The sequence below is a fragment of the Microvirga sp. VF16 genome, from assembly GCF_016864375.1.
Classification (GTDB): domain Bacteria; phylum Pseudomonadota; class Alphaproteobacteria; order Rhizobiales; family Beijerinckiaceae; genus Microvirga.
This window is the reverse complement of sequence record NZ_CP069354.1, coordinates 605,998-624,474: the sequence shown is the minus strand read 5'-3', so window position 1 is coordinate 624,474 and position 18,477 is coordinate 605,998. Positions and strand designations below refer to the sequence as shown.

The following is an 18,477-nucleotide window of genomic DNA, read 5'->3' as shown; positions in this document are numbered from 1 at the left end:
CGCCAAGCGATACGAGAAGGGAGAGCTGAGTTCTCCCTTTTTTGTTGTCTGACCCAGGGTCCGGAAGGAATTGATCCTTAATAACGTTTAATTTAAGTTAACGGCCAAGCTTTCTCCTTGAATGGAATCCGCCATGGCCAAGTCGCGCTGGATCACCCTCCCCTCAGCTCTGGACCGGAAGACGGCATCGTTCCTCGACCCGAAGATCGTGGACGACGGCCGCTTCCTCGATGCGGCGGCAGCCCTGGCCGCCGCTCCAAGCGCCCGCACCGTCCCCGGCACGCCGAAGGCCGATAGGCTGATCGGCACCTCGGGCAACGATGTGCTCTCGGGGCTCGGCGGCAACGACACGCTCGACGGCCGCAAGGGCCGCGACCGGATGACCGGCGGCACAGGCAACGACACCTACATCGTCGACAATAGCCGCGATCAGGTGATCGAGCGCGCCAGGGGCGGCACCGATCTGGTCAAGGCCTCGGTCCACTGGATTCTGGGCTCACAGGTCGAGAACCTGACCCTGACCGGTCGCGTGGCGCTTAAGGGCACCGGCAACGCTCTTGCCAACACCATCACCGGCAATGACGGCCACAACATTCTCGACGGCAAGGCCGGGGCCGACAGGCTCGCGGGGGCTAAGGGCAACGACACCTATATCGTCGACCATGCGGGCGACCGGGTCACCGAGAAGGCGAACCAGGGCCTCGACACCGTCCAGGCTTCAGTAAGCTATACGCTCGGCGCGCATGTGGAGAACCTGCTTCTCACCGGCAGCGCCCTGTTCGGCACCGGCAACGAGCTCGCCAACGCCATCACGGGCAATGCGCTGGCCAACCAGCTCAATGGCGACGCCGGCAACGACACCCTCGATGGCGGCGCGGGCGACGATGTGCTCCTCGGCGGCACCGGAACGGACCTGCTGCTTGGCGGCGACGGGAATGACGCGCTCGATGGCGGATCTGAAAACGATTCCCTCGAGGGCGGCCTCGGCAACGATCGGCTCGACGGCGAGGCCGCTGCGGACGCCATGGCCGGCGGTCAAGGCGACGACGTGTACTTCGTCGATCATGCCGGTGACGTGGTGAGCGAAGGGGCAGGCTCCGGCACAGATACGGTGTGGAGTAGCGTCGACTACGCCCTTGGCGCGGATGTCGAGCGGCTCATGCTGACGGGCGCCGCGCTTTCCGGCACCGGCAACGCTCTCGCCAACACGATCACCGGCACAGCCAGAAACAACATTCTCGACGGCGGCGCAGGCGCCGATACGCTCGACGGCGGCACGGGCGACGACACCTACGTTGTCGATGAGGCCGGCGACGTGATTGTGGAAGCGGTGGGCGGCGGGACCGATACGGTGCGGGCTGCCTTCGACTACACGCTCGGCAATACGCTCGAGCATCTGGTCCTGATCGGAACTGCTGTCGCAGGCACTGGCAACGGCCTCGACAATGCGATCACCGGCAATGCGCTCGACAATACCCTCGACGGCGGTGATGGTGCCGACACCCTCGATGGCGGTGGCGGTGCAGATACTCTCATCGGCGGCGCGGGCAACGACGTCTACATCGTCGACCATGCCGACGACGTCATCGATGAGCAGGGCGGGGAAACAGATTTCGATACAGTCCGCACGACGCTCCAGACCTATTTCATGCGCGCTGGAATCGAGACCCTCGTCATGCTCGATGACAACGGCACGAATGCGAACGGCAATACACTCAACAACAACATCACCACCGGCAGCGGCGACGACTTTCTCGACGGAGGCACGGGAGCGGATACGCTGCGCGGAGGATCGGGCAACGACACCTATACCATCGATCAGGCCGGAGATACCGTCGTCGAGAATGCAGATGAGGGCATCGACACGGTTCGCTCACCGATGATGTCGTACACGCTGGGCGACCATGTCGAGAATCTCACGTTGATCGGCGGTGCCATGATCGGGATTGGCAACGACCTCGATAACTTCATCACCGGCAATTCCTTCAGTAACCAACTGGAAGGACGGGACGGAAACGACACGCTTGTCGGCGGTGGAACAGACGCCCTCATCGGCGGAACCGGCGACGATCTCTATATCGTCAAGACCGACGACTGGGTGATCGAGGCAACGAGCGAGGGGACCGACACGGTCGAGGCCGCCGTCAGCTTTGTCTTATCCGAGAATGTCGAAATTCTCGTGCTCACCGGCACCGACAACATCAACGGGACGGGCAACGGCGCGGACAACCGCATCGTCGGCAACAGCGGCAACAACATTCTCGATGGCGGTGGCGGAACGGACACCCTCGAGGGTGGTGAGGGCAATGACATCTATGTCATCGATTCGCCGAACGATACGATTATCGATACGTCAGGTACTAGCACGGTGCGGGCGGCTTACGAATTCGGGACATGCACACGCCTCGACAACCCGCTCTTTACTGCGTTTACGATAAACAGCGGAGCTCTTCTAACCTTCAATCCGGAGCGCCTTGAATTGGCGGGCAATGTCGTCCTTGGCATCGGCACTGCTGGAAGCCAGCATATCCTCGGCAACAATCAGAGGAACGTGCTCTTCGGGAATGGCGGACTCGACACGCTCAACGGCGGTGAGGGCAATGACGTTCTCTTCGCCTCAACCGGACCAGCAAGGACCAAGACCGTTTTCGAGTTCAGCGGCAAGCTCGGCCACGACACGCTCAGAGGCTTCAATGTCTTTGCTGGGGACATCATCGATCTGCGACCATTCAATAAGGTCAGCGGGAGCGCTGGAAACTACTCGGTTCAAGTTATAACCAATCCGGAGAACACGAATCACAAGTACTATCGGGTCAATGTTTTTGCGAACTCTCCTACCGAAACATGGACCGGCTCGATCGATGTACCCGACATGACAACCAATATCATAACGGAAGCTCAATTGAGGGCAAATATTCTTCTCTTCTAATCTCCCTACTTTCCGATGCTAAAGGATCGCTTTACGGTCCCAGCCGCGACGGCTTGGATCACTCGAGCGCCAGCGTCGCCTGCTCCTGATCGAGATTGTCGCCGGTCTCGATTGATCCGCCGTCGAGCACCTCGGCATAGATGCCGTAATCGAGATGGCCAGGCTTGTCCCGGCTGTGTCGATTGGAAGAAGCGCTAAGCCTCAATTGATCGGGATCCCGGCACAAGGCCGCCGGCGACAGCGGACCCCACATGGTCAGTCGTTTCCTGTGACGAGATCATGATGTTGCTGCCCATTCTCGATTGACTCATTCATAACTCATCGGTTATCGGTCAAATCAATAACCAGAGAGTTATTGATCTCAATGACGGATACCCATGACGCACTTTTCAGAACCCTCGCCGATCCGACCCGGCGGGCCATTTTCGAACGGCTGTGCCGCAACGGAGAGCAGACGGTCGGGGCTCTGACCGCTCAGGCCGGGATCTCGCAGCCGGCCGTCTCGAAGCATCTCGGGATCCTGAAACAGGCCGGGCTGGTACGCGACCGCCACGAAGGCCGCCAGACGCACTACAGCGCACAACCCAGAGCCTTGGCTCCGCTGATCGACTGGACAAGCCAAATGGCCGGCTTCTGGCAAAGCCGGTTCGATGACCTCGAAGATTTGCTCAAAAGGATGGACCAATGAACGAAATGCTGACCGAAACGCGCTCCGTCGTCGTCGAACGGGAGATCCCTCATCGACCGGAAAAGATCTGGCGCGCGCTCACGCAGCCACATCTGATTGCGGAGTGGCTGATGAAGAATGACTTCGCGCCTGTCGTGGGCCACCGGTTCAATCTTCGCGGGGACTGGGGCGGCGTATTGGATTGCGAGGTTCTCGCCATCGAGCCGAACGACACGCTGTCCTATACCTGGAATTTCACGCACGACGATGCGGCCTACGATCTGAAAAGTGTAGTGACCTTTACTCTTATCCCGACAAGCACGGGCACCCTCCTGCGGATGGAGCAGGTCGGCTTCCGGCCGGATCAGAAGCAGGCCTACGGCGGCGCCAAGGCAGGATGGCAGGGATTCTTCGCGAACCTGGAGCAGGTTTTGGCGCGGATCGATTGAGGCCACCGTAGAGCGGATCACCCGGTCCGCTTCGACTTATCTTCAGAGGACATCACAATGAACTGGAACAAATGGATTCGGCAGGGTCACCGCTGGCTGTCGATCATCTTTACAGTGACCGTCATCGCCAACTTCGTCGCCATGGGGCTGGGGGAACCTCCTGCCTTAGTGGTCTATTCGCCATTGCTCCCGCTCTTCCTGCTGCTGTTCACCGGCCTATACATGTTCGTGTTGCCATACGCCACCAAGCGGCACATCGACGGAAAGGCGTGAGAACAAGGGCCGGGAAGTCACGAAGAGGTCCGCTCCGAACGATGCTCCACTCAATTGCCCGGAGGCCTCAGAGGCGCTACGCTTACCCGATTGGCACCGATCCCCACTATCTGGGTAAACTGGCGGCGTCGCGATGATGAGGGCCGGCAAAGCGGTTGACTGCACGAACCAGCTTCTCGCCGCTGTGGCGCCGGAGGACTTCGTGCTCCTCAAGCCTCACCTCGAGCTCGTCGAACTCAGGCGCGAGCAGGTGCTTTACGAGGCCGGCGAGATCGTTCGCGATGTCTACTTCCCTCACGAGGCGGTGATCTCACTCGTCAATATCCTGGAAGACGGCGGCACCGCCGAGGTGGCGGTGTTCGGGCGCGGGAGCGCAATGGGGCTTCTGAGCGGGATCGTCACGCGGGAAGCCTTCGGCCGTTATGTGGTGCAGATCGCCGGGACCGCCTCGCGGATCTCCATCGAGCGCCTGGACGAGGCAAGGAGCGCCCGCCCCAAGCTGCAGCGTTTGATGATGGGCTATACCGAGGTCCTGCTCGCGCACACGTTCCAACTTCTCACCTGCAATGCCGTGCACCCTGTGGAGGCGCGCTGCTGCCGCTGGCTCCTCATGTTGCGTCAGCAGCTGCAGCAGGACACCCTGCCGCTCACCCACGAGTTCCTGGCCGAGATGCTGGGAGTTCAGCGTTCGACGGTGAGTGTGGTGATCAGAACTCTCCAGACAGCGGGGCTGATCCGGCAGAACCGCGGGAGCATCACGGTGACGGACTGGGAGGGTCTCGAGGAAACCGCCTGCGAGTGCTACGGCCGGGTCATGGACCTCTACCGGCGCCTGCTGCGGCCCACTTCCGACGGGCCACGGCATTAGTCTCGATGGCTATCGCCGTTCCACGCTCCGGCGACGCGAGAGCCCTGCCTCCGCAGCCGGTATTTATCAGCGCCGGACAAGGTCTCCAGCCTGAGCCCGCACTCGCTTCAGTCATCGCCACCTGATATTATCACGGGAATTCTCGGCCCCTCGCGCAGCGGCAGAGACTGCCGCTGCCATTTCAGGCCAGGTCAGGGCTCCGATGGAAGCGGTGGTCTACGAACAGATCCTGGACGAGCGCCTCGCTGCCTTGGAAGCGGCCCGCGCCTGGAGCCCACGCGTGATCTCCAAGCTGGAGAGCCATATCCGCTCGGCCGATGACGTCGCCCTGTTCCGCATCAATCCGATCCGGTTCGCCGCCGAGAAGAACATCGCCGAGGCAGAGGCCATCGATCTGTTCTTGCACGGAGCCTTCCTGGGCTTGTTCGAAATGGATTGGCTGCTGCTCTGCTCGGCCTGTTCCTGCGTGGTCGAGAGCTTTGGCAGCCTCAAGGGCGTGCGCAATCAGTTCCACTGCGCCATGTGCCGGGCCGATCTGGAGGCCGCGCTCGATGACTGCATCGCCGTCACCTTCACGGTCTCGCCGCAGATCCGGCCGATCGCATTCCACCGGCCCGAGAATCTCGCGGCCGGGGATTTTGCCTTCGCCTACAAGCTGACGGACGAGGGATTGCTGCCCGATGGGACACCCTTCGTTCAGGTGCTGAAGGCCTGGACCGCCGCCATCAGCCATCTGCCGCCAGGCACCACCCGGCTCGAGGTCAACGCTCAAAAGGGGCTGCTGCATGCCTGGGCACCTGACAGCGATGCCGGTTTCGACTTCCGGGTTGACGGTGAGCCGAGTGCGTCGCCCCAGACAATCCGCATCCGTTATCTGGGCAACCGGTGCGAACCGGCCGAGGGAATGGTGGCGCCAGGCCGGATTGTGTTCGAGATCGAGAACGCGACTGGCCAGCAAGGTTTTCTCGGTGTCTCCGCCATCCCTGCCGAGGCCCTGCCCATCCTGGAGATCCCGCGGCTCGACTTCGTCCCGCACCTGTCCGGCAGCCGCCTGCTGGCGACCCAGACCTTCCGCGACCTGTTCCGCTCGGAAGCGATCCGGGCGGTCGAAGGCATCAGCGTGCGGGACATCACGCTGCTCTTTACCGACCTGAAGGGCTCGACCGACCTCTATGACCGGATCGGCGATCTCAACGCCCTGTCGCTGGTCCAGCAGCACTTCGAGCGGCTGCGGGAGGTCACGGTCCGGCATGGTGGTGCGATCATCAAGACCATCGGCGACGCGGTCATGGCAGCTTTCGTCGAGCCGGCGGATGCGGTCCGGGCAGCCCTCGCCATGCTGCAGGACATGGAAGCGTTCAATCGCCAGCTGCCCAGTCGGGAGGTCATTCTCAAGATCGGCATCCACCGAGGGGCGGCGATCGCCGTCACGCTGAACGAACACCTCGACTATTTCGGTCAAACGGTCAACATCGCGGCCCGCGTTCAGAGCCTGTCGGAAGCAAGGGAAATCTGTCTGACGAACGAGGTTCTGACTGCGCCGGGGGTCCAGGACATCCTGGCACCCTTCGCTCCAAAGCCGACGCTGGCCCAGCTGAAGGGAGTACATCAGCAGATGCCGGTCTTTCGGGTCAATGCCGGAAACACTTCCGCTCTCCGATGACGATCTAGCCCTTAGTAGTCCCCGCCCGTCCAAACAATCCTGCTGTCAGCGCGTTATGCATGCCGGATAGGGATTGCTCCTGTGGTAAGCGGATCATGCCGTCAGAAGGACACCATAACACTTCTTTGGCCCCGGGATCTCTCCCAGATCGCCGGACCAACCGGTTCCTCGCTGCGCTGGACATCGAGGACTTCGCCTTTCTGGAACAATCTCTTGAGAGCATGATCCTGCCGCGCGGCACCGTGCTGTACGAGGTGGGCGATCCGATCCGCCACACCTACTTCCCGCACGATGCCATCATCTCCCTTGTCGATGTGATGGAAGATGGGCGGCTGGCCGAGGTGGCCATGTTCGGCCGTGAAGGGCTGTTCGGCCTGCTGAGCGCCGTTGTCAGCCGGGAAGCATTCGGACGCTACGTCGTGCAGATCCCCGGCACCGCCTCCCGGGTTCCTCTTGACCACATGCACGCGGCCATCCGGACATGCCCTAATCTTCGACGGTTGCTGCTTGCCTACAACGAGGCTCTTCTGGCGCAGGCGTATCACACGGTCGCGTGCAATGCAGTGCATTCCGTCGAGGCCCGGTGCTGTCGCTGGATCCTGAGCACGCACGACCGCCGGGACGAGGATGTTCTGCCCCTCACCCATGAGTTCCTGGCTGAAATGCTCGGTGTGCAGCGCTCCACCGTCAGCACGGTCCTGCGCAACCTCCAGACCTCGGGCCTGATCGAGCAGTACCGCGGCGGCATCACGGTGATCGACCGCGCCGGTCTTGAGCAGGGAGCCTGCGAGTGCTACCGCAAGATCCGCTCCCGCTTCGAGAAACTTCTGCCTGGCACCTATGCCCGCCCTGCTGCCCTGGACGGGGAGAGCCCACCGTCACGATCTGTCCTGCCGGCCGCTCCAACGACCAAACTGTCCCGTTGAGACGCATCGGGAAGCTCGGGGCCAATGTGCCATCGGGACAGCTTTCACGATATGGACGAACCTCAACTCTGTGGTGCCCGTTAGCGCATCGGACTGGAAATCGGACTCCTGGGCTCTGGGGCTAGGCTGATGGTCGCGAGGCCATTGCCAGCGCTCGGCATGGGCCGCTTTCCATTGTCCACGCGGGCCAGAAGGGCTTAGACTCGTCGCGTCGCGTTCAGTGCAGCGCTGGCCTGATGCCAGTCACATCAACCTCCCTAAGGAGGTCCCCATGTACGCACGACTGACGACGTTTCGCGTCAAGCCCGACAAGATAGGTGACATGCTCCGCTGGCGTCAGGAGAACGAGGCCGCGATCTATGCGCAACCCGGCCTCCGGGAGTGGCTTGGGCTCTTGGACGAGGAGGGCGAAGTCTTCGTTGTTTCCCTCTTCGACAATGAGCAGGCGGCGCGTGACTCCATGCCCCAAGTTTGGGCTCTCTGGGAGCAGATGGCGCCCATGCTCCAAGGTAAGCCAGCGGCAAGATTTCTCGACGTGATGGCCGCACAAAGCTTCGCTCCGCAGGGAGCGGCCTCGGCCTGACCCTTCCGGGGCCCTCTGGGCGGGGTGAGCAGGCAGAATGTCTTCAGAGCCTGTATAAATACAATCCCGCTTGACCGTTCTGCACCCGGATGTGTGGTGTCCAGGGACGCCGCACATTTACTTTCGTCCTCATGCCTAGCGCATCGTGCGGACCCGCAGGGCCGCGCCCAACGATGCGCCAGAACGGCAACGGCTACACGCTTGCTGTCAGAATGGTTGTGTTGCGAACGACCAGGTGGGTGTCCAGCACATAGCGTATGTCACGCACGGGTTGGCTTTGCAGCAATTCGAGAAGCAGCGACAGCGCGGCCTTGCCGGCCTCCACGGACCGGTTCGAGACGGTGGTAAGGGACGGATATGTAGCAGCGCCCAGCACGTCGTCACATCCAACGATACTGAACTGGTCAGGGACCCTGATCTTGCGATCTGACAATCCGCCGAGAATTCCCTGCGCCATCAGATCGTCGAACGCGATCGCAGCCGTGGCCCCTGTCGCCAGGATCGCGGCCACGACCTCCCGCCCTGCATCGTAGCTCGCCACGGCGGCGGCCACGACGTCTACTTTCAAACCCGAGCGCTCGGCAGCCTTACGCACTGCGAGGCGACGTTGCTTGTTCGACCACGATGTCGCCGGTCCGGCGACATAGACGATGTGCCGATGTCCAAGTCCCGCCAGATGTGCGACCGCCTCCCGCACTCCTGAGCCGCTGTCGATCAAAACGCGGGGGATGCCCTCGACGTCGCGATTGATCAGAACCAGGGGCCTTTGGGCGGCATGGGCTCGGATGCGTTCGTCCGACAGGCGCGACGAGGCAAGGATCAGCCCCTCGACCTGGCCTGAGAAGCGGCCCACGAGTTTGTCCTCTTGCTTTGGGTCCTCATCCGAATTGCCCAGAAACACGCAGAAATCGGACCGGTCGGCTTCCATCTGTGCAGCCCGGATCAAGGGCGGGAAGAATGGATTGGCGATATCAGGGACGATGAGCGCGACATTCCCATGGCGCCCCGTACTCAGGGCGCGTGCCGTCTGGTTCGGGACATAGCCGAGCTTCTCGGCTGCCTCCAAGACGCGCCTGACCGTCTCGGGGCTCAGCATCTCCGGGCGGCTGAATGCACGAGAGACGCTGGAGCGGGCCACGCCCGCTGCCTCCGCCACCTGCTTGATGGTCAGTTTCTCTTTCCGCCCGCTCACCGTTGTTCCTCTATTACCAATCGCCAGTAGTACCGTTCGTCTTCGTTGAGCACAATGCTCGCGCGTTTCTCAGGACAGCGTCAGCACGCCGGGCCGTTGACATGCAACCGGTTGCAGGCTTTAGTTCATGCCATCGCCGGAGTCGGAGCACAAGAGCCCGTGTTTCGGCTGGCTGGGCGACATTCAAGAGGTTACCGTGACGGATACTCATGCTCAGCCCCCTGCCCCAGCGAGCGACCGCAGGGTCGACCGGCTGCGTGTCGAGAGTTACCGCACGCGGGCTGAGATGGGCGCGGCCAGCGCCGCCGCGATCGCAACGGAGCTCCGTGAACGGCTGAGCCGCCAGCCACAGGTGCGGATGATTTTTGCCGCTGCCCCCAGCCAGGCGGAAACCCTCCGCGGTCTTCGGGATCAGAAGGGAATCGATTGGAAGCGTGTGACCACCTTTCACATGGACGAATATATCGGGCTTCCCGGCGAAGCTCCGCAGCGATTTGCGCGTTGGCTCGACGATACCCTGTTCGCGCATCTGCCCTTTGGAGCCGTGCATCACATCGTGCCCGAACCGGATCCCGCGGCGGCGGCGGCGGCCTATAGCGAGAAACTTGCCGAGGCTTCCATCGATATCGTCTGCCTCGGAATCGGCGTGAACAGCCATATTGCCTTCAATGACCCTCCGGTGGCGGATTTCCATGATCCGCTCGATGTCAAGATCGTGACCCTCGACGAGGCCTGCCGCCAGCAACAGGTCGATGATCAATGCTTCGCGCGCTACGACGATGTTCCCGAGCAAGCATTGACGCTGACGATCCCACGCCTCCTGCGCGCGGATCGCCTGTTCTGCGTCGTCCCAGGCTCTGCCAAGCGGGATGCCGTCCGTCGAGCCCTCTATGGACCGGTGGCGACCGCCTGCCCGGCCAGCATCCTGCGCCAGCAGGCCCACTGCACCCTTTATCTCGATGCGGAGTCCGACCCTGATGCCGACCGGTAAGCCCATTGATGCCGATGCGCTCTGCGCCGGCTATCTCGCATCCGCAACGGGCCTGATGCAGCGCATCCTGACGGAGGAACGCGCCGCCACGGAGGATGCCGCCCGTCGTCTCGCGGATCAGATTGCTGCCGATCGACTGATTCATATCTTCGGTCCGGGCGGCCATTCCAATCTCGCCGCGCAGGAGGTGTTCTTCCGCGCAGGAGGCCTGATGCATGTCAGCGCCATTCTTGACGAAGGAACGCTGCTCTCCAACGGGGCGCTCCGCTCGATGGCAATCGAGCGCACTCCTGGCTACGGCAAGGTGGTGATCGCCAACCAGCGGCTCGGTTCAGGCGATCTTCTCATTCTTGTCAACGCCTATGGCATCAATGCCGCGCTGATCGATGCCGCCCTCGAAGCCAAGTCTCGGGGAGTTTTCCTGATCGGTGTCAGCTCGCGCGAGCACGCCAGCAATACCTCGCCCGATCATCCGGCCCGGCATCCCACTCGCCGGAATCTGCATGACCTGGTCGATATCGCAATCGACACCAAGGTTCCGATCGGCGACGCCGTCGTGCGCGTTCCCGGCATGAGCCAGGACATCGCGGCGATCTCGACCTTCGCCAATGCTTTCGCACTCAACTGCTTGGTCATCCGCACCGTGGCGGCGCTCGTTGAGCGCGGTATCGAGCCGCCCGTATGGCGGAGCGGGAATGCGCCGGGCGGCGACGAAGCCAATGCCCGCTTCGTCGCGAATTTCCACAACCGGGTCAAAGCCCTGTGAACTCGCCGGGCGTCATTCTCGGCCGCGATCCCGCGACGGGTCAGGGCATCGCCGTTGTGGTGGAGAATGGTGTCATCGCGGCGATCCAGGCGGTGGATGGGACCGGCCATGAGTTCATCGCTTCCGGCCTCATCGACCTGCAGGTGAACGGCTTTGCCGGCGTCGATCTGAATGACCGCCACCTCACGCCCGAGCGGGTGAAGATGCTGGCGGAACATATGCTGTCGGTTGGTGTCACGACCTTCCTGCCGACGCTGATTACCGCGCCCGAGGCCGACATCGTTCGCGCGCTGTCGGCCATCGCTGAGGCTCGCCGCCGCTTCCCGTCCGTGGCCGACATGGTCCCCTTCGTTCACGTGGAGGGGCCCTCCATTTCACCGCTGGACGGACCGCGGGGCGCTCATCCGGCCGCCGATGTGAGGGCACCGTCCCTCGACGAATTCGAGCGCTGGCAGGTGGCAAGCTCCGACTGCGTCGGCCTTGTCACGCTGGCCCCCGAGCACCCCGGGGCGATCGATTACATATCGGCGCTTGCGCAGCGGGGCATTCACGTCGCGCTTGGCCACACGGCCGCCACGCCCGACGAGATCCACGAAGCGGCCGCGGCCGGAGCGAGTCTGTCCACACATCTGGGCAACGGCGCCGCAGCCACCCTGCCCCGACATCCCAACGTCTTGTGGAGCCAACTCGCGGATGACCGGCTGACCGCGACCTTCATCGCTGACGGCCATCATCTTCCGGCCGACACATTCAAGGCGATGATCCGGGCGAAGGGGCTGGAGAGGGCGATCCTGGTTTCGGACGCGGTTGCACTCGCCGGCATGCCGCCGGGCCTTTACGAACAGCCTGTCGGCGGCCATGTCGAGGTCACAGCCGATGGACGTGTCGGAATTGCCGGCACACCCTATCTCGCCGGCGCCGGGCTGCCGCTTTGCGCCAATGTCGCGATTGCCATCCAGATGGCTGGACTGACGCTCGGCGAGGGCCTCAGGCTTGCAACGGAGAACCCTGGCCGCATCGTCGGCGGCCGGAGCCGTCTCGCCGTCGGTGCCCCGGCCGATCTGATACAGTTCGCTTGGCATGAGGGACAGTGCCGGCTCGACCTGTCGGCCGTCTGGCTGCGAGGCGAAAAGGTGTTCTCCCGGTGATCCGCGCCGGCACGGCTCTGGTGGACATCACGCCTCCGGCGGGGCTCGCCCTCTCCGGATTCGCGGCACGCAGTGAGCCTGCGCTCGGTGCGCATGATCCTTTGACAGTGCGCGCCGTCGTCGTGGAGAACACCGCTCTTCTGGTCGCGGACGTGATCGGCCTTCATGGTGACATGGCACGGCGCATCCGCGAGCGGTGCGCATTACCGGCCAACAATGTGGTCGTCGCGGCGCTGCACACGCATGGCGGTCCCGTCTCCATGATGGGCCGGCTGAGCCAGCAGGCCGACAAAGCCTATCTCGAGCGGCTGGAAACGGCATGTGTGCACGCGATCGACAAGGCAGTGGCCACCGCGCGGCCGGCACGCCTGACCGGCGGCTGGGGCGCGGATCCTGGAGTGGCGCGAAACCGCCGGCATGCGGATGGTCCGGTCGATTCTGCCCTACCGGTTCTGCGCATTCATGATACCGCCGGCGATCCGATGGCAGTGATCACGGCCTATGCCTGCCACCCGGTGGTGCTGGGCGCCGACAACCGGCTTTGGACGGCGGATTACCCGCACTATGTGCGCGAGCGCCTTGAAGCGGCCAATCCCGGCGCTATGGCGCTGTTTCTCACCGGTTGCGCGGCAGACGCCAATACGGGTCATTCGGCGCACGCCTCGATCAGCCTCGCGTCCAGCCCCTATCGCAGCTTCGAGTCGGCGCAATCTTACGGCGAGAGGATTGCCGATGCCGCACGGCAGGCCAATGAGACTCCATTGGGAGAGCATATCTCGGTAGAGAACCAAATCCTCCGTCTCGGTTTCGATCGGCGCGAAGAGGAGCCTCCGGGGGTCCTGGCGGAGCGCTGGCGTTGCGAACGGGAGACGGCGGATCCCGCGCGCGCCGCTTTGCTCACGCACTGGATTGCCTGGGCGACGGACATTGCGGGCCGCACTCCGGCGCCGGTCGAGGCGCGCGTCTCTTTGCTGAATTGGGGAGGAATGCCGATCGTGGCTCTGCCTGGAGAGATCTTCGCCGAGACCGCGCTGCAAATCCGCCAGGCTGTGTCAGGCCGCCCAGCTTTCGTCATCGGATTTGCCGAAGACAATCCCGGCTACATTCCGCCGGCGCGGGAATACAGGTTTGGCGGATATGAGGTCGACGAAGCGCATCGCTACTACGGGCAACCGGCCACCTTCGCGTCCGGATCGGCCGAGGCCCTCGCGGCGGCGGCCATTGTCCTCCTTTCCGGAAGAACCGACTGACCGCAGCAGGCTAACCGCTCAGCCGGCCCGGCAGCCGGCGGCTTGACCCGCAACCGGTTGCATGAGAACCTTCCGATTGCCAGCATCGACACCATCAAAAACAGGGGAACGGGATGATCGGCGCGCTGAATTCTGCCACCACGACTTCACTGAAGCGGCGTCCTGCCCGCGCCGCCCTACTCGGCTCGGCCTTGGGGGCATCCATGCTCGCCGGGCTATCCGCCGCATCGGCCCAGACCGTCACGGTCTGGAGCGGCTATCCGGAAATGGCCCCGTTCTACGAACACGTGGCTCAGGGCCTGAAAGCAAAGCATCCGAATCTCAACGTCAAGGTGGAGGCTATCGCACTTCGCGAGCATGAGAAGCGCATCGCGCTGGGCCTGACCTCGGGCGTTGCCGGCGCAACCGTGATCGAGCTCCAGGGCTCCACCGTTCGCCGCTATCTTGAGAACGACCTGCTGCCGAAGGCTCCCGATGCCGTGGCCAACTTCGTCAAGGACAAGGCCAATTTCGGTGAGTTCTTCACGTCGAATGCAAGTTATGAGGGCGCGGTTTACGGCGTGCCCCTGTTCCGCGGCCAGGGTGCGCTGTACTACAACACCGACATGTTCAAGGCGGCCGGGCTGAACGCGCCGCCCAAGACAATGGAGGAGTATACGCAATACGCCGAGAAGCTGACGAAGCGCGGCCCTGACGGCAATCCCACCATTTCCGGCTGGAGCCTGCGCCTCACCGGCGGCGGGCAGGGCATCGCCGAGAAGTTCTGGATCAATCTGTTCCAATATGGCGGCTCGGTGCTGGAGCCCACGGCCGATGGCAAGTGGCGGGCCAATTACGCCAACGAGGCCGGTCGCGCGACGCTCAAGCAGTACCTGCAGAACGTGCATGTCCTCAAAACCGTCACGCCCGAAATGCCAGCCGACGCGGAGGCTTTCGAACGCGGCCAGACCGCCATGTTCATCCGGGAATCCTGGGTGATCGGGGACATCGCCTCCAAGGCGCCCAATCTCAACTATGCCACCGCCCCGCTGCCGCGCGGCTCCATCGCGCTGCCAACCAATCTCTATGTGAAGGCGGATGGCGCCGACGCGAAGGCGGCCTGGGATTTCGTGATGGCGACGAACGAGCCCGAGAACCTGACATGGCTTCTCAAGAATGTAGGCTGGCTGCCGAACCGTTCGGGTGTCGACTATTCCGTCGTGACCAATGCGACACCGGCATTCAACGCCTTTGTCAACTACCCGAAGGACTATAAGTTCTTCACCCTGCCCTCGATCGGACCGATCGAGGAGGTGCTGACGCGCTTGGCCGCCCAGCTCACGAATGCTTTCCGCAATGCGTCTCTGGCCAAGGACGATGCGGCAGTCGATGCCTTCCTCAAGTCGGCAGCGGACGAGACCAACCAGATCCTCCGCCGCGAAGGTCTTCTCGGGAAGTAGCTTCCCACTCTGCTCGGTCTTGCGTCGTCCGGTGCGCTCCCGCGCACCGGACGGAGTTTGAAGAGGTCTCCTGGTGCAGCGCAAGAGATGGATGTTCGCGTTCCTCGCGATCCTGCCGACATTGGTGATCTTCGCCTATGTCCGGATCTATCCCATTGGCGACACGTTGCGCCTGAGCCTGCACAAATGGGACATCCTGTCGAAGAACAAGCCGTTCATCGGCCTTGCGAACTTTGAGGAACTCTCCGGCGATCCTCTGTTCCGGGAGGCGCTCCTCAACACCACGATCATCGCCTTTGGCGTCCTGCTCATCACCATTCCCCTGGCGCTGATCCTCGCAGCGCTCATCTATCACCGCACCCGCTCGCGTTTCGCCGGGTTCTACGAGACGGCGATCTTCATTCCCCACGTCGTGTCGCTCGTGCCTGCGGCCATGGCATGGAAGTGGGTTTTCGATGCCCGGCTCGGTCCCCTGAACGCTTTTCTCGCGACATTCGGTTTCTCGCCGAAGTCTTGGCTCTTCGATCCCGTGCTCTCGGTCGTGTGCATCATCGTGCTGTGCTCGTGGCAGGCGCTTGGCTATGCGGTGTTGATCTACCTTGTCGGCTTCAAGAGCCTGCCGACCTCGCTCTATGAGGCCGCCGAGCTCGACGGGGCGTCGGCTCCCCAGCGCTTCTGGTATCTGTCGGTCCCTCTGCTCAAGCCGATCACCCTGTATGTTTCGGTCGTCACCCTCGTCTCCGGCTTCAATGTTTATGCCCAAGCCTTCGTCCTGGCCTCTGACGCTCAGGGCGCGCCGGGCCGGCAGGTGCGTGTCCTCGTGCTCGACATGCTGGAGAACAGCTTTCGCAACTACCGCGTCGGCTATGCTGCCTCCGAGGCGGTCGTTCTGCTGGCAATCGTTCTAGCGTTGACCCTGATACAGTTCAGGCTGCTGCGGGAGAAAGGCCGCTCATGAGAGCCCATCCTGAACAGACGTTCCGCCGAGGCATGTCCAGGCAGATGAAAGACCGAATGGTCAATATCACGATTGACGTGGTGCTCACCCTGGTCTGCCTGCTGATGATCCTGCCGCTGGTCTTTCTCGTCTCCAACGCGTTCAAGACGCCACAGGAGATGCTGGCCTGGCCGCCGACGGTCATTCCGGACGATCCGACAGTCGCGAACTTCAGAGCGGTTCTGGGCGACACCCCGCTGCTGCGCTGGATCGGGAACAGCATCCTGTTCTCGATCCTGTCCACCCTCTGCATTCTGGCGACCTCGTCCATCTCGGGCTACATCCTGGGCAAGTTCCGCTACCGCGCGTTCACCGTGTTCTTCGCCATCATCCTCGCGACGGCCATCGTGCCGTTCGAGGTTTATATGATTCCGCTTTACTTTCAGGCGAAGGCTCTCGGCATCCTCAACACCACCTGGGGATTGCTGCTGGGCTATCTCGTGATGAGCTTCGGCATCTTCCTCATTCGTCAGAACGTGATTCAGTCCATCCCGGACGAACTGCTCGAGGCTGCCCGAATTGACGGTGCGGGCGAGTTCTGGATCTTCTGGCGTATCGTACTTCCGCTCCTGCGCGGTGCCCTGGGAGCTCTGGGAGTGCTGGCTTTCTTCCAGGCCTGGACCGCGTTCGCCTGGCCTCTGATCGTCGCAACGACGCGGGACAGCTACACGATTGAAGTGGGGCTTGCCTTGTTTCAGACAGGCTTCACGGTCGATCTAGGACGGCTGAGCGCGGCCTCCGCGCTGGTCCTCATTCCGAGCATCACGCTGTTCGTCCTGCTGCGACGGAATTTTGTGCAGGGCGTCGCGAGCACGGGATTAAAGGAATGACTGGATCAGGCTTCTCTCTCGCCGGCGCGCGCATGCGGTATAGGGAGGCCAATGCGGCGACCCTGCGCTGGATGCTGGCGCGTCCGCGTCTTGGCGGCGACTTTCTCAACACCAAGGCCAACAGCCTGAGTCTTGGCGATTATGGCGACGCGGATGGGTTACGTGGCCCGGCCTGTCTCTATGGCTGGATCCAGGGGCGCGGGCTCGAAGCGGTTGCGATGCATGCGGAGTTCTTCAAGGCAGAGGATCCCGCCCTGGCCTCAGAACTCGACGAGACGGGGCGTGCTCTTTATGAGGCGCTTTGCCGACTTAAGCGTCGCGATGGACACGGCTATTTCTGCTATGATCATGATCTGGAGCCCGTCTATGCCGATTCCGACGGCGCGCTGCACCGGCAGGCTCCCGCAGACGACGTGTTTACCTATTCCGATGCCTTCTTCGCCAAGGGGCTCATCGCTGGAGCTGCACGCTATGCCCGGGCGGACCTTCCTGAGCATCTCACCTACCTGGCCGAAGTCATCGACGCGATCGAGCAGCAGCGCTTTCAAATGGACGAGCGTCGTCAGCTCTCGCCCCGTGCGGCTGCGGACGAGCCTGACGATTTCGGTCCACGGATGATCCTCCTCGGTGCGGCGGGTCTCCTCCACCGCGTTGGGCTTGGCGAGCATTCAGCTTTCGCAGACCGCTTCATCGCCCATGTTCTCGAACGTCATTTCGACCCAGAGAGTGGCCTGTTGCGCAACGTCCCGGGAGCGGATGTCTGCAATGTCGGGCATGCCATCGAGTTCGTGGGCTTCGCACTGGACCATTTCCAGGGTGATGCCGAACCCGCCTTGGTGCAACAGCTTCAGTCCGTGCTCGGCTCCTCGTTCGCGCGCGGCTTCGTTGGTCCCGGCCTCTGCCTGTCAGTTTCGGCCGCAACCGGCAATCCCTTGAGTCCTTACTTTCCCTGGTGGTCTCTGCCCGAGACCATTCGGTCTGCTGCCCTGTGCTTCACTGCAACAGGCGATGGCGAGGCGCTCCGCATCTGGGAGCAAGCCGACCATGCGTTCTTTACGCGTTACTGGCGGGGTTCCCTCGCCTATCAGACCCTGACGAGAAACGGGCCGGTTGATTTCGTTCCGGCAACGCCCGATCTCGATCCCGGCTATCACACGGGACTGAGTCTCCTGGCCGCCATTCATGCGGCCGACCGGATCTCGATCCGTCCTCTTCGCAAGGTGTCGGAACGAGAACGCCCCAACTGAAGCCTCTTGCAAACTCCAGCCAGGGCGCGTGCGATGCCGGTTGCAACACCGCACCACCATTCTACTCTGCCTCCGATAAGCGTCAACGGCGGTCAAACAAGAGCGCCCCGGCTGAAGGCTGAGCACCAAACCTTCTGCCAGAACACATGCAATAGGTTCCGATATCGCCTGCGGAATACGATCGCGGATCGCGATCACGGGAGAGCGCGTGAGCAGATCACCATAGAATGGTGATGTGCGGTTGTTGGATCGTGTTCCT

At 62.6% G+C, this 18,477-nt stretch carries 18 protein-coding genes; 16 read left to right on the top strand and 2 right to left on the bottom strand.

The genetic code is table 11. From position 1 onward, the window contains the following. The first annotated feature begins 133 nt into the window (after positions 1-133). Positions 134-2,929 carry a calcium-binding protein gene (locus JO965_RS03000; protein WP_203442233.1) on the top strand — a complete coding sequence of 932 codons (2,796 nt, stop codon included), beginning with the start codon at positions 134-136 and terminating at the stop codon, positions 2,927-2,929. Between the two features lie 58 nt (positions 2,930-2,987). Here the strand turns inward: JO965_RS03000 and JO965_RS02995 are convergent, their stop codons facing one another. Continuing rightward, positions 2,988-3,182: a hypothetical protein gene (locus JO965_RS02995; protein WP_203442232.1), complete on the bottom strand. Its 195-nt coding sequence runs from the start codon at positions 3,180-3,182 to the stop codon at positions 2,988-2,990. Positions 3,183-3,293: 111 nt separating this feature from the next. On the opposite strand from JO965_RS02995, the gene JO965_RS02990 reads away from it, so the two are divergent. The 7 genes from JO965_RS02990 (at position 3,294) to JO965_RS02960 (ending at position 8,358) form a co-directional block, all read left to right on the top strand. Beyond that, on the top strand, positions 3,294-3,617 hold the full coding sequence (locus JO965_RS02990; RefSeq protein ID WP_203442231.1) for a helix-turn-helix transcriptional regulator: 324 nt from the start codon (positions 3,294-3,296) through the stop codon (positions 3,615-3,617). Then, positions 3,614-4,045: an SRPBCC domain-containing protein gene (locus tag JO965_RS02985; RefSeq protein WP_246776731.1), complete on the top strand. Its 432-nt coding sequence runs from the start codon at positions 3,614-3,616 to the stop codon at positions 4,043-4,045. The genes JO965_RS02990 and JO965_RS02985 overlap by 4 nt, the downstream gene beginning before the upstream one ends. Positions 4,046-4,102: 57 nt before the next feature. Continuing rightward, positions 4,103-4,318: a hypothetical protein gene (locus JO965_RS02980; protein ID WP_203442230.1), complete on the top strand. Its 216-nt coding sequence runs from the start codon at positions 4,103-4,105 to the stop codon at positions 4,316-4,318. A 133-nt stretch (positions 4,319-4,451) separates the two neighbouring features. Continuing rightward, on the top strand, positions 4,452-5,186 hold the full coding sequence (locus tag JO965_RS02975; protein ID WP_203442229.1) for a Crp/Fnr family transcriptional regulator: 735 nt from the start codon (positions 4,452-4,454) through the stop codon (positions 5,184-5,186). A gap of 202 nt (positions 5,187-5,388) precedes the next feature. Next, positions 5,389-6,849, top strand: a complete 1,461-nt coding sequence (locus tag JO965_RS02970; RefSeq protein ID WP_203442228.1) for an adenylate/guanylate cyclase domain-containing protein — start codon at positions 5,389-5,391, stop codon at positions 6,847-6,849. Positions 6,850-6,974: 125 nt separating this feature from the next. Continuing rightward, positions 6,975-7,775, top strand: a complete 801-nt coding sequence (locus tag JO965_RS02965; protein ID WP_246776730.1) for a Crp/Fnr family transcriptional regulator — start codon at positions 6,975-6,977, stop codon at positions 7,773-7,775. 271 nt (positions 7,776-8,046) lie between these two features. After that, positions 8,047-8,358, top strand: coding sequence for an antibiotic biosynthesis monooxygenase (locus JO965_RS02960; protein ID WP_203442226.1), 312 nt, complete (start codon positions 8,047-8,049; stop codon positions 8,356-8,358). Between the two features lie 193 nt (positions 8,359-8,551). Here the strand turns inward: JO965_RS02960 and JO965_RS02955 are convergent, their stop codons facing one another. Beyond that, a complete protein-coding gene (locus JO965_RS02955; RefSeq protein WP_203442225.1) occupies positions 8,552-9,550 on the bottom strand; it encodes a LacI family DNA-binding transcriptional regulator in 999 nt (332 codons plus the stop codon). Positions 9,551-9,746: 196 nt separating this feature from the next. Between JO965_RS02955 and JO965_RS02950 the strand changes: the two genes are divergently transcribed. From JO965_RS02950 to JO965_RS02915, 8 genes are all read left to right on the top strand, one after another. After that, positions 9,747-10,541 carry a 6-phosphogluconolactonase gene (locus tag JO965_RS02950; RefSeq protein ID WP_371826827.1) on the top strand — a complete coding sequence of 265 codons (795 nt, stop codon included), beginning with the start codon at positions 9,747-9,749 and terminating at the stop codon, positions 10,539-10,541. Beyond that, positions 10,528-11,307, top strand: a complete 780-nt coding sequence (locus JO965_RS02945; RefSeq protein ID WP_203442224.1) for a sugar isomerase domain-containing protein — start codon at positions 10,528-10,530, stop codon at positions 11,305-11,307. Before JO965_RS02950 ends, JO965_RS02945 begins: the two co-directional genes overlap by 14 nt. After that, positions 11,304-12,455, top strand: coding sequence for an N-acetylglucosamine-6-phosphate deacetylase (locus JO965_RS02940; protein ID WP_203442223.1), 1,152 nt, complete (start codon positions 11,304-11,306; stop codon positions 12,453-12,455). Before JO965_RS02945 ends, JO965_RS02940 begins: the two co-directional genes overlap by 4 nt. Continuing rightward, on the top strand, positions 12,398-13,705 hold the full coding sequence (locus tag JO965_RS02935) for a neutral/alkaline non-lysosomal ceramidase N-terminal domain-containing protein (protein ID WP_246776729.1): 1,308 nt from the start codon (positions 12,398-12,400) through the stop codon (positions 13,703-13,705). Before JO965_RS02940 ends, JO965_RS02935 begins: the two co-directional genes overlap by 58 nt. Before the next feature lie 113 nt (positions 13,706-13,818). Continuing rightward, entirely contained in the window at positions 13,819-15,144 is a 1,326-nt protein-coding gene (locus JO965_RS02930; RefSeq protein WP_203442222.1) for an ABC transporter substrate-binding protein, read from the top strand. 70 nt (positions 15,145-15,214) lie between these two features. Next, the gene (locus tag JO965_RS02925; RefSeq protein WP_203444041.1) at positions 15,215-16,102 is read left to right on the top strand and encodes a carbohydrate ABC transporter permease; all 888 of its coding nucleotides are present in this window, start codon (positions 15,215-15,217) and stop codon (positions 16,100-16,102) included. A 56-nt stretch (positions 16,103-16,158) separates the two neighbouring features. After that, a complete protein-coding gene (locus JO965_RS02920) occupies positions 16,159-16,971 on the top strand; it encodes a carbohydrate ABC transporter permease (protein WP_246776728.1) in 813 nt (270 codons plus the stop codon). Further along, a complete protein-coding gene (locus tag JO965_RS02915) occupies positions 16,968-18,218 on the top strand; it encodes a hypothetical protein (protein WP_203442221.1) in 1,251 nt (416 codons plus the stop codon). The genes JO965_RS02920 and JO965_RS02915 overlap by 4 nt, the downstream gene beginning before the upstream one ends. Positions 18,219-18,477 lie beyond the last annotated feature (259 nt).

Excerpts from the sequence above, each read along its gene's own strand:
- JO965_RS03000 (WP_203442233.1), top strand. The coding sequence starts at position 134 with ATGGCCAAGTCGCGCTGGATCACCCTCCCCTCAGCTCTGGACCGGAAG.
- JO965_RS02995 (WP_203442232.1), bottom strand. The coding sequence starts at position 3,182 with ATGTGGGGTCCGCTGTCGCCGGCGGCCTTGTGCCGGGATCCCGATCAA.
- JO965_RS02990 (WP_203442231.1), top strand. The coding sequence starts at position 3,294 with ATGACGGATACCCATGACGCACTTTTCAGAACCCTCGCCGATCCGACC.
- JO965_RS02985 (WP_246776731.1), top strand. The coding sequence starts at position 3,614 with ATGAACGAAATGCTGACCGAAACGCGCTCCGTCGTCGTCGAACGGGAG.
- JO965_RS02980 (WP_203442230.1), top strand. The coding sequence starts at position 4,103 with ATGAACTGGAACAAATGGATTCGGCAGGGTCACCGCTGGCTGTCGATC.
- JO965_RS02975 (WP_203442229.1), top strand. The coding sequence starts at position 4,452 with ATGATGAGGGCCGGCAAAGCGGTTGACTGCACGAACCAGCTTCTCGCC.
- JO965_RS02970 (WP_203442228.1), top strand. The coding sequence starts at position 5,389 with ATGGAAGCGGTGGTCTACGAACAGATCCTGGACGAGCGCCTCGCTGCC.
- JO965_RS02960 (WP_203442226.1), top strand. The coding sequence starts at position 8,047 with ATGTACGCACGACTGACGACGTTTCGCGTCAAGCCCGACAAGATAGGT.
- JO965_RS02945 (WP_203442224.1), top strand. The coding sequence starts at position 10,528 with ATGCCGACCGGTAAGCCCATTGATGCCGATGCGCTCTGCGCCGGCTAT.
- JO965_RS02930 (WP_203442222.1), top strand. The coding sequence starts at position 13,819 with ATGATCGGCGCGCTGAATTCTGCCACCACGACTTCACTGAAGCGGCGT.
- JO965_RS02920 (WP_246776728.1), top strand. The coding sequence starts at position 16,159 with ATGGTCAATATCACGATTGACGTGGTGCTCACCCTGGTCTGCCTGCTG.
- JO965_RS02915 (WP_203442221.1), top strand. The coding sequence starts at position 16,968 with ATGACTGGATCAGGCTTCTCTCTCGCCGGCGCGCGCATGCGGTATAGG.